21 protein-coding genes are annotated in these 17,537 nt (G+C 64.8%); 9 read left to right on the forward strand and 12 right to left on the reverse strand.

Going from position 1 to position 17,537, the window contains the following annotated elements; translation table 11 throughout:
* Nucleotides 1-52: 52 nt before the first annotated feature.
* Both QCE69_RS26610 and QCE69_RS26615 read left to right on the forward strand, forming a co-directional pair.
* Nucleotides 53-517, forward strand: coding sequence for a GNAT family N-acetyltransferase (locus QCE69_RS26610; RefSeq protein WP_309933871.1), 465 nt, complete (start codon nt 53-55; stop codon nt 515-517).
* Nucleotides 514-1,131, forward strand: coding sequence for an NAD(P)H-dependent oxidoreductase (locus tag QCE69_RS26615; protein WP_309933873.1), 618 nt, complete (start codon nt 514-516; stop codon nt 1,129-1,131). Before QCE69_RS26610 ends, QCE69_RS26615 begins: the two co-directional genes overlap by 4 nt.
* 10 nt (nt 1,132-1,141) lie before the next feature.
* Here the strand turns inward: QCE69_RS26615 and QCE69_RS26620 are convergent, their stop codons facing one another.
* Nucleotides 1,142-2,608: a PLP-dependent aminotransferase family protein gene (locus QCE69_RS26620; protein WP_309933875.1), complete on the reverse strand. Its 1,467-nt coding sequence runs from the start codon at nt 2,606-2,608 to the stop codon at nt 1,142-1,144.
* A 103-nt stretch (nt 2,609-2,711) separates the two neighbouring features.
* Between QCE69_RS26620 and QCE69_RS26625 the strand changes: the two genes are divergently transcribed.
* Nucleotides 2,712-3,479, forward strand: a complete 768-nt coding sequence (locus tag QCE69_RS26625) for an NAD(P)H-binding protein (protein ID WP_309933877.1) — start codon at nt 2,712-2,714, stop codon at nt 3,477-3,479.
* Nucleotides 3,480-3,484: 5 nt separating this feature from the next.
* Here the strand turns inward: QCE69_RS26625 and QCE69_RS26630 are convergent, their stop codons facing one another.
* The 3 genes from QCE69_RS26630 to QCE69_RS26640 all read right to left on the reverse strand — a co-directional run bounded on the left by QCE69_RS26630 (nt 3,485) and on the right by QCE69_RS26640 (nt 5,915).
* Complete coding sequence (locus QCE69_RS26630; protein ID WP_309933879.1) at nt 3,485-4,591, reverse strand: porin; 1,107 nt, start codon at nt 4,589-4,591, stop codon at nt 3,485-3,487.
* 398 nt (nt 4,592-4,989) lie between these two features.
* Nucleotides 4,990-5,289 (reverse strand): hypothetical protein, encoded by a 300-nt coding sequence (locus QCE69_RS26635; RefSeq protein WP_309933881.1) that lies wholly within the window; start codon nt 5,287-5,289, stop codon nt 4,990-4,992.
* A 314-nt stretch (nt 5,290-5,603) separates the two neighbouring features.
* Nucleotides 5,604-5,915 (reverse strand): hypothetical protein, encoded by a 312-nt coding sequence (locus tag QCE69_RS26640; protein WP_309933882.1) that lies wholly within the window; start codon nt 5,913-5,915, stop codon nt 5,604-5,606.
* 79 nt (nt 5,916-5,994) lie between these two features.
* Between QCE69_RS26640 and QCE69_RS26645 the strand changes: the two genes are divergently transcribed.
* Complete coding sequence (locus QCE69_RS26645) at nt 5,995-6,180, forward strand: LuxR C-terminal-related transcriptional regulator (RefSeq protein ID WP_309924852.1); 186 nt, start codon at nt 5,995-5,997, stop codon at nt 6,178-6,180.
* Nucleotides 6,181-6,207: 27 nt separating this feature from the next.
* Here the strand turns inward: QCE69_RS26645 and QCE69_RS26650 are convergent, their stop codons facing one another.
* Nucleotides 6,208-6,954 carry an SDR family oxidoreductase gene (locus QCE69_RS26650; RefSeq protein WP_309933883.1) on the reverse strand — a complete coding sequence of 249 codons (747 nt, stop codon included), beginning with the start codon at nt 6,952-6,954 and terminating at the stop codon, nt 6,208-6,210.
* A 17-nt stretch (nt 6,955-6,971) separates the two neighbouring features.
* Entirely contained in the window at nt 6,972-7,718 is a 747-nt protein-coding gene (locus tag QCE69_RS26655) for a glucose 1-dehydrogenase (RefSeq protein ID WP_309933885.1), read from the reverse strand.
* Nucleotides 7,719-7,875: 157 nt separating this feature from the next.
* Between QCE69_RS26655 and QCE69_RS26660 the strand changes: the two genes are divergently transcribed.
* Nucleotides 7,876-8,775 (forward strand): LysR family transcriptional regulator, encoded by a 900-nt coding sequence (locus QCE69_RS26660; protein ID WP_309933886.1) that lies wholly within the window; start codon nt 7,876-7,878, stop codon nt 8,773-8,775.
* Nucleotides 8,776-8,805: 30 nt separating this feature from the next.
* On the opposite strand, the gene QCE69_RS26665 is transcribed toward QCE69_RS26660, so the two are convergent.
* Nucleotides 8,806-9,720 (reverse strand): LysR substrate-binding domain-containing protein, encoded by a 915-nt coding sequence (locus QCE69_RS26665; RefSeq protein ID WP_309933888.1) that lies wholly within the window; start codon nt 9,718-9,720, stop codon nt 8,806-8,808.
* A gap of 119 nt (nt 9,721-9,839) precedes the next feature.
* On the opposite strand from QCE69_RS26665, the gene QCE69_RS26670 reads away from it, so the two are divergent.
* From QCE69_RS26670 to QCE69_RS26680, 3 genes are read left to right on the forward strand one after another with little or no spacing between them, the layout of a single operon-like run.
* Nucleotides 9,840-10,583, forward strand: a complete 744-nt coding sequence (locus tag QCE69_RS26670; protein ID WP_309933890.1) for an SDR family NAD(P)-dependent oxidoreductase — start codon at nt 9,840-9,842, stop codon at nt 10,581-10,583.
* A gap of 18 nt (nt 10,584-10,601) precedes the next feature.
* A complete protein-coding gene (locus tag QCE69_RS26675) occupies nt 10,602-11,411 on the forward strand; it encodes a TIM barrel protein (protein WP_309924866.1) in 810 nt (269 codons plus the stop codon).
* Nucleotides 11,412-11,439: 28 nt separating this feature from the next.
* Nucleotides 11,440-12,789 carry an MFS transporter gene (locus QCE69_RS26680; RefSeq protein ID WP_309933892.1) on the forward strand — a complete coding sequence of 450 codons (1,350 nt, stop codon included), beginning with the start codon at nt 11,440-11,442 and terminating at the stop codon, nt 12,787-12,789.
* Nucleotides 12,790-12,883: 94 nt separating this feature from the next.
* Here QCE69_RS26680 and QCE69_RS26685 read toward each other — a convergent pair whose 3' ends face one another.
* The 5 genes from QCE69_RS26685 to QCE69_RS26705 form a co-directional block, all read right to left on the reverse strand.
* Entirely contained in the window at nt 12,884-14,170 is a 1,287-nt protein-coding gene (locus tag QCE69_RS26685) for a hypothetical protein (RefSeq protein WP_309933893.1), read from the reverse strand.
* A gap of 109 nt (nt 14,171-14,279) precedes the next feature.
* Nucleotides 14,280-14,819, reverse strand: a complete 540-nt coding sequence (locus QCE69_RS26690) for a hypothetical protein (RefSeq protein ID WP_309933894.1) — start codon at nt 14,817-14,819, stop codon at nt 14,280-14,282.
* A gap of 22 nt (nt 14,820-14,841) precedes the next feature.
* Nucleotides 14,842-15,771 (reverse strand): CsgG/HfaB family protein, encoded by a 930-nt coding sequence (locus QCE69_RS26695; RefSeq protein WP_309924878.1) that lies wholly within the window; start codon nt 15,769-15,771, stop codon nt 14,842-14,844.
* 16 nt (nt 15,772-15,787) lie between these two features.
* Complete coding sequence (locus QCE69_RS26700; protein WP_309924881.1) at nt 15,788-16,225, reverse strand: curli assembly protein CsgF; 438 nt, start codon at nt 16,223-16,225, stop codon at nt 15,788-15,790.
* 33 nt (nt 16,226-16,258) lie between these two features.
* Nucleotides 16,259-16,852, reverse strand: a complete 594-nt coding sequence (locus tag QCE69_RS26705; protein WP_309933895.1) for a CsgE family curli-type amyloid fiber assembly protein — start codon at nt 16,850-16,852, stop codon at nt 16,259-16,261.
* A gap of 357 nt (nt 16,853-17,209) precedes the next feature.
* Here QCE69_RS26705 and QCE69_RS26710 point away from each other — a divergent pair, with 357 nt between their 5' ends.
* Nucleotides 17,210-17,428: a hypothetical protein gene (locus QCE69_RS26710; RefSeq protein WP_309924884.1), complete on the forward strand. Its 219-nt coding sequence runs from the start codon at nt 17,210-17,212 to the stop codon at nt 17,426-17,428.
* Nucleotides 17,429-17,537: the final 109 nt, after the last annotated feature.

Consider the following 17,537-nt stretch of genomic DNA (forward strand, 5'->3'; position numbering starts at 1 on the left):
GACTGAGACATCGAGCCGGTATCGTGTAAATCATGCAATGTGGAGAACACGCATGAACACGACAATCGATTTCCGGCATCTCCATTCACCCGACGAATGGGCCCGCGCTTTTCCGGTCATGAAGGAACTGCGCCCGCATTTGCCGGACGCCGCTGCGTTCGTCACGCGCATGCAGGCTCAACGCGAAGAGCGCTACCGCCTGCTGGCTGCCTGCGAAGCGAATGGCGCTATCCTCGGTCTCGCCGGCTATCGCTTGCAGACGAACACGCTGTATGGACCCTTCCTCTATGTCGACGACCTCGTCGTCACCGCGCGGCTGCAACGCGGCGGCGTCGGCGCGCAGCTGATCGACCAGGTGCGCGACGTTGCGCGCCGTTCGGCGTGCGCGCATCTTGTACTCGATACCGGCCTGCACATGGCGCTCGCACAGCGCTTTTACTTCCGCAACGGTCTGCTCGCGCGAGGCATGCATTTCGTCGAGCCATTGCACTCCACCCACGAGGAGGCCGCGCAATGAAAGTACTGTTCATCAACGCAAGCCCGCACAGCGCGGCGAGCCACGGCTACCGTCTGGCGCTCGACATGATCGGCAAGCTGGGCAGGCGTGCGCGCGTGCAGATTGTGGAGCGCGACCTCGCCGCGCAGCCGCTGCCGCCGGTCACCGTCGACTACGCGCGCGCCATCACGTCGCGCGAACCGGACACGCGCCACTTCGACATTTCCGAAGAACTGATCCGCGAGATCGAGACCACCGACGTGCTCATCATCAACACGCCGATGCACAACTTCACGGTGCCCGCCGCGCTCAAGCTGTGGATCGATTACGTGCTGCGCATTCATCGCACCTTCGCGTCGACGCCGGAGGGCAAGGTCGGGCTGATGCGCGACCGGCCTGCATTCGTCATTGTCGGATCGGGCGGACATCACAGTGGCGAGCAGGCGTTGCAACAGGATTTCCTGACGCCTTACCTGCGCTATGCGCTGGGTTGCATCGGCGTGACGAGCGTGCATTTCCTGCTGCTACAAGGTCTCGTGCGCGGCAGCGATGCCGTGACGGAAGAACTCAACGCGGCACGCGACGAATTCGAACAACACGCCCTCTTCACGTCCGACCACGTCATCACCCAATAGCCCCACAGCCTCAACCGTCGTACGCGCGCCGCAGCAGGCGCGCGAGCCGTGCCGCTTCGGCTTCGTCGGCGACATTCGCGAAGCCCAGCACCACGCCGCGCAACGTGCGCTTCGTGCGCGCGCCGATATGCCACGACGACAGCGCGCTCACCCCCAGGCCCGCTTCCTGTGCGCGAGCGACAATGGCGACGTCATCGACAGGACCGGTGCGGCCGTTGCTGAACAGCATGACGAGATGCATGCCGCCCGCGGGCCGCTCGATGCGCGCCTTGTCGCCGAACGCTTTCTCCAGCGCCCGCGCGCAGACTTCGCGGCGCTCCGCATAGAGCGCGCGCATGCGCTTCAGGTGCCGCGCGAAATGCCCCTGCGCGATGAAGTCCGCGACCGCCGCCTGCAACAGATAGGGCGGCCCGGCGTTCATGCTCGTCGTGAGCTGCGCGAAGCACGCAATGGCCCGTTCGGGCGCCACCACGTAGGACAGCCGCAGACCGGGAAACAACACCTTGCTGAAGGTGCCGCAATAGATCACGCGGTCGTCGACGTCGAGGCTCTTCAGCGCCGGCAACGGCCGCCCGGCATAGCGGAACTCGCTGTCGTAGTCGTCCTCGATGATCCAGCTGCCCGCCCGTCCCGCCCATTCGAGCAGCTTCATCCGCCGCGCCAGCGAGAGCGTGGCGCCGAGCGGACTCTGATGCGAAGGCGTCACGATGGCAAAGCGCGCGTGCGGAGCGAGCGCCTGCCCGGCATCGACATCGAGCCCGTCGCGATCCACCGGCACCGGCGCAAGCTTCAACCCCGCCTGATCGAGGAAATCGCGCGCCAGAAAATAGCCGGGTTCCTCGAACCACGCTCTGTCGTCCGGCTTGGCGAGACTGCGCAGGATGAGCTCGAGCGACGCGCGATAGCCACTGGTCACGAACACCTGTTCCGGCGCGCACTCCACGCCGCGCGACAGTCCCAGATACGTCGCGATGCGCTCACGCAACGGCCCGAAGCCCGCTGGATCGGGGTACGTGAGCGAAGCGAGATCCACGCTGCGCGCCCGGTGCGCGATGATGCGGCTCCACACCTTGCGCGGAAATGCATCGAGCGCGGGCAGTCCGGGACGCAGCGGCCGCGCTTCGTGACCGGGCCCGGCTGCGGGCGCCGGTTTCGCGCGCGGCACGCCGCTGCGTTCGCGTCCCCGGCGCGCAACCGGCTTCAGCACCGAAGCCGGCAACGACGACGACACGAAGGTGCCCGCCGCCCCGCGCATCTGCAGATAGCCTTCGTCGACGAGAATGTCGTAGGCCATTTCCACCGTGCCGCGCGCGGTGTTCAGCTGCGTCGCGAGACCGCGCAGCGCGGGCACGCGGTCGCCCGGCTTCAGGTGTCCCGCTGCAATCGCAGCCTTGAAGCGCTCGCAGATCTGCAAGTAGACCGGCAGCGCATGGTGCCGGTCGATGTCGATCTTCAGCGCTTGTTCCCGGTTCGGCATGACAGGATCCTTGGACTAGTCCAATTGATGATTCTTGTCCCTTCTAGCTAAGACATGATTGTCACACAATGACTTCACTTTCACGAACCAAACGAGGTGTGTCATGAAGATCGTCGTCATTGGCGGGACCGGGCTGATCGGTGCGAAGGCCGTGGCCTTGCTGCGCGAGAAGGGGCATGAAGCCGTCGCCGCATCGCCGAGCACGGGCGTCAACGCCATCACCGGCGCGGGCCTCGCCGACGCGCTGCGCGGCGCGCAAGTCGTGATCGACGTGACCAATCCGCCGACGCACGACCGCGAAGCCGTCATGCCCTTCTTCCGCGACACCACGCGCAATCTTCTTCAGGCCGGGCGCGAAGCAGGCGTGCGGCATCATGTCGTGCTGTCGATCGTCGGCGTGGACCGGATGGAGGGCAATGCGTACTACGCGGCGAAGTGCGTGCAGGAACAGCTGATCGCGGAATCGGGCGTGCCGTATTCGATCGTGCGCGCCACCCAGTTCTTCGAGTTCCTCGGCACCATCGCCGACCTGAGCACCGTCGACGGCACGGCGCGGCTCTCGCCGCATCAGTTCCAGCCCATCGCCGCCGACGACGTCGCGGCCATCATCGCGGAGATCGCGCTGGGCGCGCCGCTGAACGGCATCGTGGATATCGCCGGTCCCGAGCAGGGTGCGATGCATGCGTTCATCGGCACTTACCTGCGAGCCGTGCGCGATGCCCGCCGCGTTATTGCCGACGACAAGGCCACCTACTTCGGCGGCGTGATGAAGGAACGTTCGCTGGTGCCGACGGGCGCGGCGCGGCACGGCCGCACGAGTCTCGGCGACTGGCTCGACCGCGCCCGCATGAAGCCGCTCGCCACGGCCTGACGCGTCTAGAAGATGTGCATCATGCCGACATACGCGCCGGTCTGTGACTCGCCCGCGAGCGGACTGGTGGGGCTGGATGCGTCGCGCGGCGTCGCGAATACGGAGAACGTGCCGTTCGCGCTGTTGCGCACATAGGCCACCGTGCCGTACAGGAAGGTGCGCTTGGTGAAGTTGTAGGTGGTGCCGAGCGCATAGAGGGTGGCGTGGCTCGCGGGATCGTGCGCCGCGTCGCCGCTGCCCGCGCCGACGTGAATGTAAAAACCCGCCGCCGTGACGGCCCATGCGGGCGTTGCCTGATAGGTGGCGCCGAGCCAGTAATGATCGGCGCTGTCGGCCAGGCCTGCCGGCGAGTCGGGCGCGGCGTAGTGCGTGTAGGCCGCCTGCACCTTCCACTTGTCCACTTTCAGATTCGCGCCGACGAAGTACTCGCGCGAGGCCTGGAAGATGTTGTCGAGCTTGCCGTCCTGGCTGCGGAGTTCGTCGTAGATGCCGCGCAGGTCGAGCAGCGTCGAATGGTAGCTCAGCATGATGCCTTCGGAGCGGCCGAACTCGCCCGGCGCGCCGCGATTGAACGCGCCCGGCTGGTTGCCGAACGCATACTGCCCCTGCACGTCGATGCCATGGAACACCGGGCTGTGGTACTCGACGTTATTGCTGGACTGCTGCCAGTTGCGGCCCCGCACCAGCGAGGCCGACGACACCGCTTCCTGGACGAACGGGTCGAATTCCCAGACGCCGTCGCTGTCGATGAAGAGATTGCGACCCGCCTGGATTTGCCCCCAGGTCGTCGAGTTCAGGCCCGCGTAGGCACGGCGTGACCACAGGCGCCCGCCGCCGGTCGTGCCATTCATGATTTGTATGGCCGTTTCGAGATCGAAGACCGCGCTCAGGCCGCCGCCCAGATCCTCTTGGCCTTTCAAGCCCCACATGCTGGTGCCCCAGTCGCCGCCTTCCGCGCTCCAGCGCGAGGCGCTGCCGTTGGCGCCGTTTGCAATGTGGTTCAGGTATTCGATGCCGCCGTCAATGCGGCCGTACATCGTGACGGTGGACTGGGCAAAGGTGGCGGAGGTGAACAGGAGGAGCGGCGTGGTGATCCAGACGTACGGTTTCATGAGCGAAGCGTCTTCGTTCGGATTCTGTCCTTGGGCGGGGCAAGGGGACGGTTCACGGGAACATAGCACTATCCGGGGGAGAGGGGTGTGTTTGGTGCAGCGCTTCGGGAAACCAGGGGCAACCGGGGTTCGTCAGGCGGCGCGGTGACGTCCGTGTTGCGTCAAAAGCCGCCCTCTCCGGCGGCATTCTTCTCCGCTCATGACGATGCGAAAGCCCAGATGCCGGTCTGATGTCCAGTGCGATAACCATTCGCCTGCAGACCGGCATTGGGCCGATCACTATCCTCGGACATCAACCTGACGCGCCCTGCAATCCGTACTGAACGTGCGTATCACGCGCCCGGCCTGCGTCAGCGTGATGCTGACCTTGCAGGCATCGCCCTTGACGGACGTGACCTTCAGCGTCGATACCGCATGGCTCTCGCCATCGTGCTGTCCGTGAGCGCGCGCTTCGTCGCGAGCGGCCTCACCTTGGTCAGCGGAGCCGGCGTCGGCGGGTTGAGCAGCGTGACGAGCGCACGCGCTTCATTTCCGGATGCGGAGCCATGCGCGCTCACGGGGGAGTCCGCGTCCAGCGCATCCTGCGCATGAACCCTGACGCTCAGCACACTGCCGATCAGCACGGCAATGAGCGCAATCCTGGCAGACGCGTGCCTGTGCCGACTGGAGCATCGCATTGCATCGACGGCGTATTGCATGCGCGTCTCCCCGTGTGTGTCTGGTTCTTGTTTTGGTCTGTGAGCATTCTCACGTTGGGGCATCAACGACGTCCAGAGTTCAAATGAACACCTCGGGCCAGTCGATGGATGACTTGCGTCCCGTGTCACGGCAAAACGTTACGGTGTTACGGCAAGGCTGCGCCACGCACCGGGGTTTATTCCGCCCTGATTCACGCGGAAACGCCAGCCACAAGCGGTTTCGATAACTGGCATACGTTCTGTACCTTTGCGACCCACATCACCAGAGCGAGTGCGATACCAGAACGCTCGCCCAAGAACCAAAAAGCAGCGTTTCATGAAAAACGCCAACGAGAGAACCGCAGAGGGGAATGGAAATGCTGGAAGTTTTCGGGGATTTGCAGGTCGGCGACGAAGGTCTGGCAATCGCGCAGGAAAGTCTGGCATCCATGCCGCCCACAGAGATTGCCGCGCTGGATGACACCATCCAGTGCGACGCCGCCGCGCTGATCGAATACTTGCTCAACGAAGAGACGACGGTCATCGCAGTCGACGCCGAACTGAACGTCAGGTGCCAGATGTCGAACGCCGCGTCGCTTCTGACGGAAGGCGCAGGGCTGTCGATTCTCGATGGGCGGCTCACGCATGAGGACGCGGGCGTGGGCTCGCAAAGGCGCTCGTTCCCGGCATGCCCTGTTCAATCGTGCTGCCGGGAACGTGGGGAGCTTGCGGCTATCGCAAGCGGAGGCGCGCGTACTGTCCGAGCTGATCTGCGGCCACAGCGTGATCGAATGCGCCGCGATTCTCGATCTCTCGGTGGCCACCGTACGCAAGCACCTCGCCGCGACGCTCAAGAAAACCTGCTGCTCGCGTCAGTCGGAACTGATGCGGCTCGCGAGCATCGTGATGTGAGTGAACGGCCGGGTTCCGCTCGCTCCATCAAAGCTTCGATCCCCCATCCACGCGCAAGGTATCGCCGGTGATCCAGCGGGCCTCGTCGGAGGCGAGAAACGCGACCGCCGCGCCGATTTCGCCAGGGTCGGCCATGCGCTTCAGCGCCTGGATGCCGAGCGCGAAATCCCGCCCTGCGTCCGTCTTTGCGAAGCTGGACATATCGGTCGGCACGATGCCGGGGGCCACCGCGTTGACGCGGATGCCGCGCTCGCCCAGCGTCGCGGCGAAGTGCTTCACCAGCGTGTCGATCGCGCCTTTGGTCGCGGCATAGGCCGCCAGCGTACCGAGCGCCGCGTGCGCCGCCAGCGATGAAAGCAGCACGATGCTGCTGCCCTCGCACAGCACCGGCAGCAACTGCTGGACGATGAAGAACGGCGCACGTACGTTGACCGCGAACAGATCGTCGAACTGCTGGACCGTGGTCTCTTCGATCGTCGCCGAGCCGGCAATGCCGGCATTGGCCACGAGGATGTCGAGACGGCCCCCGACGATCGCACGCGTGCGCTGTGCCAGCACATGCGGGCCGTCGGCGGCGCGCAGATCCGCGGCGATCTTCTCCGAGGTGCCGCCTGCCCGGCGGATCTCGTCGACCACCGTATCGGCTTCCTGCTCGGCGCGGCCATAGTGCACCAGCACCTGCGCGCCCGCTCGCGCCAGCGCCAGCGCACTGGCCCGGCCGATGCCGCGTGATGCGCCCGTCACCAGCGCGGTCTTGCCATTAAGCGTATCCATGTCTGCTCCCTGAATGATCAGCCTGCGGTCTTGCCGCCATCGACCGTGACGATCTGCCCGGTCACGAATGCAGCGCCTTCGGACGCCAGATAGAGCACTGCCGCGGCGATGTCCTCCGGTGCGCCGATCCGTGCAAGCGGCACACGGCCCGCGAGGGCTGCCTTGCGCTCGGCGGTGCCGGTGAAGCGGTCGAGCATGCCCGTGTCCGTCGGTCCGGGCGCGACGGCATTGACGCGCACGCCGGTGCTGGCCAGTTCGAGCGCGGCCGATTTCGTGATCCCCTCCACCGCGTGCTTGCTGCCCGCGTAGATCGCCGCATAGGCCGCGCCTTCGTGGCCATAGGTCGACGAAATGTTGATCACGCTGCCCGACCGTTGTCCGGCCATGATTCGCAATTCGTGCTTGAGGCTCAACAGCACGCCCAGCACATTGGTGTCGAAGGTCTCCGCATAGCTCTCCGGCGAGACATCGGTGATCGGGCCCGGCGTGCCTTCCGTGCCGGCGTTGTTGACCGCGACATCCAGCCGGCCGAAACGGGCGAGCGTCTGATCGAAGAGATGGCGGACGTCGTCGTCATGGCGCACGTCGGCCTGGACGAACAAGGCCTCGGCGCCGAGTTCGCGCAGTTCGGCTTCGAGCGCGGCGCCTTCGGCCGGACGACGGCCGGACACGACAAGCCGCGCGCCCGAGCGGGCGAAGGCAATGGCGGTGGCGCGACCGATGCCGGTCAACGCGCCGGTGATGAGAACGACGGGCTGGCTCATGGTGAAACTCCTGTAAGGTATCGCTGCGATGCATGGCTCATGAGTCATGTACGCGGCTGGAATGAGTTGCGACAGGAGTCAATGTAGGCGTCCGTTGCACCGATGAGAAAGACTTTCGAGGCGGGTGGGCATGCCTCGCAGGCATGGAGAAAGAGCGATGGAACTACGGCATTTGCGCTACTTCATTGCGGTCGCCGAAACCGGCAGCCTGACCGAGGCAGCCGCCAGCCGCCTGCACACGTCACAGCCGTCGCTGAGCCGGCAGATTCGCGATCTCGAAGATCGGGTCGGCACCGCGCTGTTGCAGCGGAGTGCGCGCGGCGTCGAGCTGACCGACGCGGGTCGCGCGTTCCTCGACCATGCGCGGCTCGCGATGGCCCAGGTGGATGCCGCCGTCGAAGCCGCGCGACGCGCCGCGCAGCCCGCCAAGGCGCGCCTGGCGCTGGGCTTCCTGACCGGTCAGGAGATGACCTGGCTGACCGAGGCGATGCATCTGTTGTGCGACGAGTTGCCGAACCTCCAGGTCACGGTCACGAGCGACTACTCCACGGAACTGGCCAGCGCACTGGCGCACGGCAAGCTCGACGTCGCGTTCATGCGCGCCGAACCCGGCTATGGTCTCGAGTACCGGGTCATCGGCGAGGAACCGCTCGTCGTGCTGATGCCGAGCGATCATCCGTTGGCCGCGCGCAAAGCCGTGCGGCCCGAGGACCTTCGGCAGCAGCCGTTCATAGCAATGGCGGACAAGGCGAAGGTGCTGGGTCAGGTCATCGACGGCTATCTGACGAAAGAAGGCGTGGAAGTGGATGTCGCGCAACGGGTCGACAATCCGGCCATGGTGATGTCGCTGATCGCGTCGACGCGGGCCGTCACGTTGATACCCGCGTATGTGCAGAACCTGATGCCGTGGTCCGTGGTCAGCCGGCCGTTGAAAGGCGAAGCGCCGACGATCGACCTGGTGGTCGGTTACAGTCCGCGCAACGCGGCGCCTGTCGTCAAGCTGTTCCTGTCGCGACTGGGGGAGTTGAAGGCGAATACCACGCCGCGTAAGGAGTAAAACTGGCGTGACGACGAGCCCGTCGCAGCGTCATTCGGGCACGAAGGCATCCGGAATCGCACGTTGCAGAAGCGTCGCCTGCCTGTACACGGACTGCATGAACACGCTGGCATTGCGCGACGGCGGCGCGAATCGTGAATACACGAAGTGCGCGGTCAACCCGATGGCTTCACGCAGCGGCCGAATGACCAGCGCGCTTCCCGTGGTCGCGAAATTGTCGACGATCGTCACGCCCAGCCCGCCTTCCACGAGGGCGAGCGCCTGATCCGCGCGCATCACATCGATGGTCGATCTGAGTTCGACGCCGGCTTGCTGACAGGCCTGTGCGATCACCGTGCCGAAAGGAATGTCGCGCTTGAACAGCACGACGGGCTCGTTGGCCAAATCCGCGAGCGACACCTCTTGCCGATGCGCCAGCCTGTGTCCCGCCGGCATCGCGCAGACCATGCTTCCCACCATGAACGGAACGTTTTCCAGGTGCTCGTGCAGAACCGGCATCGCGGCGATGGCGACCTCCGCTTCCTTGCTCAGCAGTTCCATCGGCATGTCGGCCATCAGCGTGGTTTGCCAGCTCACCGTCAGCGCAGGCAGCCGCCTCTTCAGTTCGACCAGCGCCGGCGCAACCACGCTCATCGCCAGCGACGCACTGCACGACACACGCAGCAAGCTCGACGGTCCGAGCGCAAGCGCATGCGCGAACTCGTCCACGCGCACCGCCGCCTGATACACCTGCTCGACCTCCCTGAACAGCGCGTGGGCCTCGGCCGTCGGCACGAGGCGGCCTTTGGAGCGCTCGAACAGGCGCAGGCCGAGCGTCGTCTCGACATGGGACACCAGCTTGCTGACGGCGGGCTGTGAGACGAACAGCAACTTCGACGCCGCATTGATCGATCCGGTCAGCATGACCGCACGAAAGACTTCCATGTGGCGGAGTTTGAAGCGCATTGCAGCCGTCCGGACGATTAACCAAAAGTTATACGTTAGCTGACTTTCGGCATACGACAAAGCAGGCGTTAGTCCCTAGTATCGGTTCAAACGATTTCGAACCCTCGGAGACAGAAAGGATGAACCAGCTGGATTTGCATCATCGTGTGTGTGTCATCACCGGCGGCTCCGGTGCGATCGGCTATGCGATCGCGGAGCGATGCGTCGCGTCCGGCGCCAAGGTAGTGCTGTGGGATATCGATGGCGCAGCCGCTCATGCGGCAGCCGAAAGCGTTCGTGCTGTGTCATCCGCTCAGGTGGACGTGACGGACGCCGCCAGCGTGGCTGCCGCAGCGAAGGCCGTCGCCGAACACCATGGCTCCATCGACATCCTCATCAACGCTGCGGGCATCAACGGCCCGATCGGCCCTGTCGAAACGTATTCGATCGAGGCCTGGCGGCAGGTCATCGACATCAATCTCACGGGCGTGTTCGTCTGCTGCCGCGAAGCGCTGCCGTATCTGCGCCGCGCGCGGCATGGGCGCATCGTCAACCTGTCGTCGGTAGGCGGCAAGGAAGGCAATCCGAATCAGGGGGCGTACGGCGCGTCTAAGGCCGGCGTGATTGCACTGACCAAGTCGCTCGGCAAGGAACTCGCGGACACGGAGATTCGCGTCAATTGCGTCACGCCGGCGGCCATCGAGTCGGAGATGCTCCGCAACATGACGGCCGACGCCCGCAATTTCGTGCTCGCGAAGATTCCGCTCGGACGCGCGGGCCGGACCGACGAAGTGGCGTCGATGGTCGCGTGGCTCGCAACGGAAGAGTGCTCGTTCACGACCGGCGCCGCGTTCGATCTGACCGGCGGACGCGCGACCTACTGAGCCCCGGGACGTGATGCGATGAAACGACTCTCCCTGGCTCATCTCACGGTGCTCGACGTCGGGCCGCCGGATCTGATCTCACTGGCGGCGCAAGCGGGATTTAGAGCGGTCGGCATCCGCCTGTGTTCTCCGGTTCCCGGCGGGCTGGCTTATCCGCTGCGCGCAGGATCGCCCGAATTGCGCGACACGCTGCGTCTGATGGACGCGCACGATGTCGCTGTGTCGGATATCGAGGTCATTCGTCTCGGCGCCGATACCCGCATCGACGACTATCTCCCCGTGTTCGAGACGGGCGCGGCACTCGGCGCACGGCGCGCGTGCATCAATATCGACGATCCGGAGCGTGCGCGCGTGACCGACCGGCTGGGCGCGCTATGCGATCTCGCCCGGCCGTTCAACCTGGCGCTCGACATCGAATTCATGATCTGGCGACCGGTCGCGCGGCTCGAAGACGCAGTCGAGGTCGTCAAGGCGGTCGACAAGGACAACGCCTTTGTGCTGATCGACGCGCTGCATCTGTTCCGCTCGGGCGGCACGGTCGAAGCGGTGGCGGCACTCGATCCCGCGTGGATCGGCAGCGTCCAGCTGTGCGATGCGCCGCTCGAAGCGCCGGCGCCTGACGGCATTGTCGACGAGGCGCGCGGCAACCGGCTCTTGCCGGGCGAAGGCGGCCTGCCCTTGCGCCGGCTGCTCGATGCGTTGCCCAAGGATGTGCCACTGGCGGCGGAAGTGCCGCTCGCCCGCGAACCGGATGCGACGAAGCGCGCAACCTTCGTTCGACAGGCCACCGGCCGGCTGCTCGAACACAGTGCGTGGCCGCTGATTTGAAATATCCAACAAATAAACGGAGACAGACATGACGACAAACACGATACGCAGCGGCGACACGACAGCATCCGCACCAGCCGACAGCAGACGGCAGGCGAGAAAGGCGGCCATCGCCGGATGGATCGGCAGTGCGCTCGAATACTACGATTTCTTCATCTACGGTACGGTGGCCGCGCTCGTCTTTCCGCGCATCTTCTTTCCGCCCGGCGACCTGGCCGCCGCGACGCTCGCCTCGATGGCGACCTTCGGCGTCGCCTATGCGGCACGTCCCCTCGGCTCGTTCCTGATGGGACACTATGGCGACCGTCTGGGCCGCAAAGTCGTGATGGTCGGCACCTTGCTCCTGATGGGCATTTCCACGTTTCTGGTCGGCTGCCTGCCGAGTTATCAGGGCGCAGGACTGCTCGCCCCCGCGCTGCTCGTGCTGTTGCGCATTCTCCAGGGCATCTCGGCGGCGGGCGAACAGGCCGGCGCGAATTCGATGTCGTTCGAGCACGCACCCGCGAATCGCCGCGGCTACTACACCAGCTGGACCTTGAGCGGCACGCAAGGCGGACAGGTACTTGCGCCCGCCGTCGTGCTGCCGCTCGCTGCATTGCTGTCGGAAGATCAACTGCTGTCATGGGGCTGGCGGGTGCCGTTCTGGCTGAGCGCGGCGGTGGTCGTCGTCGGTTTCATCGTGCGTTCGCGGCTCGAAGAGACGCCCGCCTTCCAGAGCGAGGCGTCGCATGGCGACGTTCCGCGCGCGCCGCTCAAGACGCTCCTCACGACGTACCGCAAGGAACTGCTGCAAGTGTTCTTCGCCGCGCTGATCGCATCCGTCGGGACGACGTTTGCCGTGTTCGCGCTGTCGTTCTCGCGCACGATGGAACATCACATCAGCACATCGACGATGCTGTGGACGGCGATCATCGGCAATCTTATCGCCGTGTTCACGATTCCAGTCTATGCAACGCTGTCCGACCGTATCGGGCGGCGTCCGGTGTTCATTGCGGGCAACGTCCTTTGTGCGATGGCTGCCGCGATCTTTCTCTGGTCGATCACGACCGGAAGCGACGCGCTCGTGTTCGCAACGGGCGTCTTGCTGGGCGGCGTCGTCTACAGCATCACGAATGCCGTCTGGCCTGCAACGTACGCCGAGCGCTTCCCGACGCAAGTCCGGCTCTCCGGCATGGCGATCGGCACTCAATTCGGCTTCGCGATCGCCGGCTTTGCGCCGCTGATCGAAACGGCGCTGATCGGCAAGTTCGGCACTGCGCCGTGGGTGATGCCGGCCGTCTTCACGGCGTTCGTGTGTCTGTTGTCCGCGGTGTCGATCCATTCGATGCGAGAAACGTATGACGTTCCGCTGGAGCGTCTTGGGAAGCATGCGGGCTGAAGCAGATCAACCCGTCCGACACAGCCCCTTAAAAAAAACGGGCGGGAAGCCCAGCTTCCCGCCCGCCTGCCATCCTCCAGCCTTCAACCGTCGCTTACTTCTGGACGATCACAGCCTTGTTGAACGAGCCGCCCTGCGCGATCGACGCCGAGTTGCCCAAGCCGGTCTGCGACACCACGCCCAGGTTCGAATTGCCGACTTGCGTGATCGACGCGCTGTTGTAGCCGCCGTCCTGCGATGCATACGCGCCGTTGAAGTTACCCACTTGCGCCAGCGCCAGCTCTTCACGCGTACCCGACTGCGATGCCTTCATGTCGTTGTGGAAGCCGCCCTGACCGGCCAGCAGCGTCGACTCGAACGCGCCTTGTTGCGTCAGATCCATCGTGTTGGTCGAACCGACCTGCACGGCCAGCGCCGTGTTGCCGCGACCATCGGCCTGATGCACGGCTGCCGTGTTGCGATCGCCGTCCTGGATCACGAGCGTGTGATCGTTGGCTTCGCGGAACTGGTCCACATAGGCCGTGTTGTAAGCCGAACCCGTCTGCATGATGGTCGTCTTTTCGTTGACGGCGTTGCCTTGCGTGACTTGCGCGTAGTGCGGTGCGCCCGCGCCGCTCTGGTTGATCGTCGTCGTGTTGCCGCCGCCGTTCTCCGAGTGCACCTGGGCACGCGCGAAGTCACCTTGCTTGATCGACACCGAATCGCCGATTTCCGAGATCTGCTCGATCTTGCCGTCGGTGTGACCGCCGGTCTGTTCGATGCGCGCGCCGTTGTAGCCGCCGTCCGTCTGCGTCACCGTCGCGATGCCGTTGTCCTTGCCTTGCAGCACATCGACGCGATTGCCGATGGTATTCGTCTGCGTCACGGTGGCTTTGGCGCCGTCGCTCGTGCCGGCGGTCTTGTTCGTGCCCTGATCGATGTTCACCGTGTTGAAGCTCGAACCGTTGCGGGTGATCGTGGCCGACGCGTTCTTGCCTTCCTGCTTGACGGTGTCTTTATCGAAAGCCGAGGCCGTTTGCGACACGGTCACGCTGTTGTCGTGGCCGGTCTGGCGCACCGTCGTGCGTTCGCCGATAGCCTGCTGTTGCGTCACGTCCGCGCTCAGGTTCGACGCGCCGCGTGCGCCTTGGCCGATCTGCTTGATGTCGGTGACATTGCCGCCGCCGTTGCTCGACTTGACGTTGGCGCTGGCGCCATCGGCGTTTTGCAGCACGTTGACCTGGTCATAGCTCGAAGCGGTCTGCTTCACGCCGGCCCAGTTGCCGTTGCCGATTTGCTCGACCGCTGCGCTTTCACCGACCGAGCCCACGCTCGCGGCGAATGCCGACGTCGAAACCAGTGCTGCCAGCCCCATGGCGATGACGATTGCCTTGACTTTCATTTTTATGCCTCGTTGGTTTGTGTTTTGATGACTTTCGGTCTCACGACTTGCCTTGAATCAACCCCGACGACGGACAGCCCCTGCCATCCGCCGGTCCCGCTCCTTCTGCCTACTTCATCAACACCGCCGCTCTCGCTCCGTTGCCGGTCTGCGTGACCGACAATCCAGAGCCATTGCGGTTCTGCAGAATCGAAATCTCGTTGTTGTTGCCGTACTGCGTGACTTGCGACGACATCGCGCTGCCAATCTGCGTCACCGTCGCGTCATTGCCGCTGCCGTTCTGTACCGCGATCGAACGGTTCAGCATGCCGGCCTGATAACCGGCGTACTGGTTGGCCGTGCCGCTCTGCTGCAACACGGTCCAGTTGTCATTGCCCGCCTGCGCGGTCGCGGCGGCATTCGCCACGCCCGCCTGGTTCGCCATCAGTCCGTTCTGCCCTGTCTGAACGGCGCTCAGCCGGTTGCCCGCGCCGTTCTGCACGACGCGCGCCACTTGCGTCGCGCCGCCGAAGCCCGGCTCGGTCGGACCGAAGTCTGAGACCGGCGAGAGATCGGCTGCAAAGACCGCCAGCGACAGACTCACGATCGCGCTCAGCCCCGCACAGAACGCGATCTTGGATGCGCGCCAGGGCGCACGCGGTGGATTCATTCGTGTCTCCTTCATGGTCGGTTCAGCCGCCCAGCGAGCGGGGCGGATCGATCTTCACCGGGCTGTACGGCGCGTTCGCGTCTTCCATCGTCTGCACGTAGCCCTGGTTCTCCTGCAGATAGCGCTGCATCGTCGGGTCGTACCAGTCCTTCATGTCGGCGAGCGACCACGACTGGTTCGCCACGCCCTGCACGATCAGATGCACCAGCGCGGATTCGATCGCCTCGTTCACGCACAGCTGCTGCGGCTCGTTGCGCGTCATGCCGAGTTCGGCCTGCAACAGATCCTTGAAGCCGATGAAGCGATACACGCCGGTATCGACCTGGATCGAATAGATGGTCTTGGTCGTCGAGACGCTGTTGAGGATCGTGCCGTTGCGGATATCGACAGCGCGCAGGTTCACCGTCACCTGATCCACGCGATACTGCTGCGACGCCGAGATGCCGAGATACGCGACGCCCGCGCCGCCGGTGCGGATGTTCGTGTCATACGCGACGATGCCGCCTTCCAGCACGATGCTCGCCGGCGCCAGCGCGCCGATCTGCGGCAGGTTCGAGCCGGCGCGGTTCTTGTCGTCGGGCGTTTCCAGCGCGCGCATGATCTTGCGTTCGGTGAGAAGATCCTGAAGGTTCTCGCGCTCCACCGGCGTGAACCAGCCCGAATCGCGCATCGCCTTTACGAGGAAGGAGGCGCCGCCCTGCGTCACCTGCGACGAGAACGAGCTGTCCGGCGAAGGCTTGTATTGCCCGGTCAGGTCGCGGAAGCCGTACACGGCCGCGACGATCCTGCCCTTCGGCGGCGGCAGATGCGTGAGGTCGCGCGTGATGCGGGTCGGCGGCGTGAGCGTGGCGTTGCTCGCGGGCGGCATCGGCGCTGTCACGCAGCCGGTGAGCAACATCGTGGCGATGACGGCGGCGCCCAGCGCGGTCCTTTTGATTGCGTTCGTGTTCATTGCTCGTGTGCCCGTCTCACTGTCCATTGCCGACGACGAAGGTCGTCGATGCGCCCGAGGTCTTGTCGGTCGTGGTCACCTGCAGGTTGCCGCCGGTAACCTGGGTGATCGCAATCGAGAAGTTGCCCGTATTGATCGTGCCCGGATGCAGCGTGCCGTCCGCGCCGACGATCGAGCTCGAGATCGACGAGGCCACCCGCGAAAGAATCGCCTGCTGCAGCTGGTTGTTGAACTGATCGAGCGTCGACTGGCTCGAGCCGAGGTCGCTCAGCGACGGGTCCTTGTATTTGTTCTGCGCGTTCGCTTCATTGAGCAGGTTCGTGCCGTTCAGCGGACTGCCGCCGAAGTTCGGATTCACCGGCTCGTAGACGAGCTGCGTGGCATGGGCCGCGGCGAGCGGCAGCGTGAGCGCGCAGGCGAGCACCGCCCTGCGGACAAGCGCATTCGTTTTCATCGTGTGTTCCCCGTATTGGCCTTGGAGCTTTTTTTAGAGTTCGTCGGTCGCCATGTCGGCGTCGCGAAACAGCAGGCGTGTCAGGTCCGCCTGCATGACGTTCTGGAAGGCGATCTGCGCGGCATTCTCGGCAACCGGCCGCACATTGGCGCGGGCGATGGGCAGGAACGCCTGGAAGACGCGGCGCTGCCCGAACTCCACCCACACGAGACTGCCGTAGCGCGCCGACGGCCGTTCGTGCACCGAGACGATGTAGCGGTCCGACAACGGGATGCCGCTCCAGGCTTGCGCGAACCAGGTGTAGAAGTCTTGGCCGGCGAGCGTGACGGTATCGGTGGTGACGACGCCGCCGAGCGCGTCAGCGAGCGGCCGCTGGCCAGTGACGTCGGCGGTGCGCGCCCGCGGCGTGCCGGCGAGCGTGGCGCTCTGTTCGAGCGCAGCAGCGCCGTTGAGCGTCCCGCGCGGCGTGAGCGGCGCGCCGTTGGCGGACGACAGCGGCGCGCTCCGGTTGACCGGGCTGGGCGTCGGCGTGCTCGGCAGCGAGATGAGCGGCTGAGCCTGATTCGCCGATTCCGCCTGTGCCGCGGCCGGCGTTTCAGCATCCTGGGCGTAAGCACCCGGAACCATGGTTGAAACTGCGATGCACACTGCGATTGCATGCCCGCTCGCGGGCAGGATCTTCCTTCGCTGCATGACTTCCCCGTATGCCTCGACCGCTTGTTGCGCGGCCTTGTCGGCGTTGTTTTTATTTGTCTGACGGGATGGATTGTGCGCAAGGTCAGCAAACGCTTATGTTGCGCACGCCACATTCCTCACATGAATTACGAAAGAATCGAAATGCGCGTTGAAAGCCGGCCGAAACCGCGAATAGCGGTGCTTTTAAGCGGCAGCGTAAAGAACCGCCCGCCCCTGCCGATAACGTGAAGCAAAGGGGGCCGGACAACCGTTCGACCCGATCCGCAGCGCTTTCAGGGAGAGAACGAATTGGTCTTCAGCTACAGGGACATGATGGTCACGCCGGCAGCGGTCCGGCACGGCGACATGTTTGCCGCGACGGCGCGCATCCAGGATCTCGACGGCACCGAACGTTCCGTGCGCCTGCCGGGCGCTTTCCCGAATGTGGAAGACGCGATCCGTTTCGCGATTGCCGCCGGCTTTGAATACATCGACTGCGCGCCCCGCTGCGGAGCCGCTTCACGCTGATCGAGCCGTAAAACCGGGCGCACCGCCGATCGGTTAAAATCCCCCGCTTCCCCTCCTTCAGTCCCGCCCAGACACCTATGTAGCGTATCGCGAGCCTCCTTCGTCACAT

The organism is Caballeronia sp. LZ032, assembly GCF_031451315.1.
Classification (GTDB): domain Bacteria; phylum Pseudomonadota; class Gammaproteobacteria; order Burkholderiales; family Burkholderiaceae; genus Caballeronia.

Excerpts from the sequence above, each read along its gene's own strand:
- QCE69_RS26610 (WP_309933871.1), top strand. The coding sequence starts at position 53 with ATGAACACGACAATCGATTTCCGGCATCTCCATTCACCCGACGAATGG.
- QCE69_RS26615 (WP_309933873.1), top strand. The coding sequence starts at position 514 with ATGAAAGTACTGTTCATCAACGCAAGCCCGCACAGCGCGGCGAGCCAC.
- QCE69_RS26620 (WP_309933875.1), bottom strand. The coding sequence starts at position 2,608 with ATGCCGAACCGGGAACAAGCGCTGAAGATCGACATCGACCGGCACCAT.
- QCE69_RS26625 (WP_309933877.1), top strand. The coding sequence starts at position 2,712 with ATGAAGATCGTCGTCATTGGCGGGACCGGGCTGATCGGTGCGAAGGCC.
- QCE69_RS26630 (WP_309933879.1), bottom strand. The coding sequence starts at position 4,591 with ATGAAACCGTACGTCTGGATCACCACGCCGCTCCTCCTGTTCACCTCC.
- QCE69_RS26635 (WP_309933881.1), bottom strand. The coding sequence starts at position 5,289 with ATGCAATACGCCGTCGATGCAATGCGATGCTCCAGTCGGCACAGGCAC.
- QCE69_RS26640 (WP_309933882.1), bottom strand. The coding sequence starts at position 5,915 with ATGCGTGAGCCGCCCATCGAGAATCGACAGCCCTGCGCCTTCCGTCAG.
- QCE69_RS26650 (WP_309933883.1), bottom strand. The coding sequence starts at position 6,954 with ATGGATACGCTTAATGGCAAGACCGCGCTGGTGACGGGCGCATCACGC.
- QCE69_RS26655 (WP_309933885.1), bottom strand. The coding sequence starts at position 7,718 with ATGAGCCAGCCCGTCGTTCTCATCACCGGCGCGTTGACCGGCATCGGT.
- QCE69_RS26660 (WP_309933886.1), top strand. The coding sequence starts at position 7,876 with ATGGAACTACGGCATTTGCGCTACTTCATTGCGGTCGCCGAAACCGGC.
- QCE69_RS26665 (WP_309933888.1), bottom strand. The coding sequence starts at position 9,720 with ATGCGCTTCAAACTCCGCCACATGGAAGTCTTTCGTGCGGTCATGCTG.
- QCE69_RS26670 (WP_309933890.1), top strand. The coding sequence starts at position 9,840 with ATGAACCAGCTGGATTTGCATCATCGTGTGTGTGTCATCACCGGCGGC.
- QCE69_RS26675 (WP_309924866.1), top strand. The coding sequence starts at position 10,602 with ATGAAACGACTCTCCCTGGCTCATCTCACGGTGCTCGACGTCGGGCCG.
- QCE69_RS26680 (WP_309933892.1), top strand. The coding sequence starts at position 11,440 with ATGACGACAAACACGATACGCAGCGGCGACACGACAGCATCCGCACCA.
- QCE69_RS26685 (WP_309933893.1), bottom strand. The coding sequence starts at position 14,170 with ATGAAAGTCAAGGCAATCGTCATCGCCATGGGGCTGGCAGCACTGGTT.
- QCE69_RS26690 (WP_309933894.1), bottom strand. The coding sequence starts at position 14,819 with ATGAATCCACCGCGTGCGCCCTGGCGCGCATCCAAGATCGCGTTCTGT.
- QCE69_RS26695 (WP_309924878.1), bottom strand. The coding sequence starts at position 15,771 with ATGAACACGAACGCAATCAAAAGGACCGCGCTGGGCGCCGCCGTCATC.
- QCE69_RS26700 (WP_309924881.1), bottom strand. The coding sequence starts at position 16,225 with ATGAAAACGAATGCGCTTGTCCGCAGGGCGGTGCTCGCCTGCGCGCTC.
- QCE69_RS26705 (WP_309933895.1), bottom strand. The coding sequence starts at position 16,852 with ATGGTTCCGGGTGCTTACGCCCAGGATGCTGAAACGCCGGCCGCGGCA.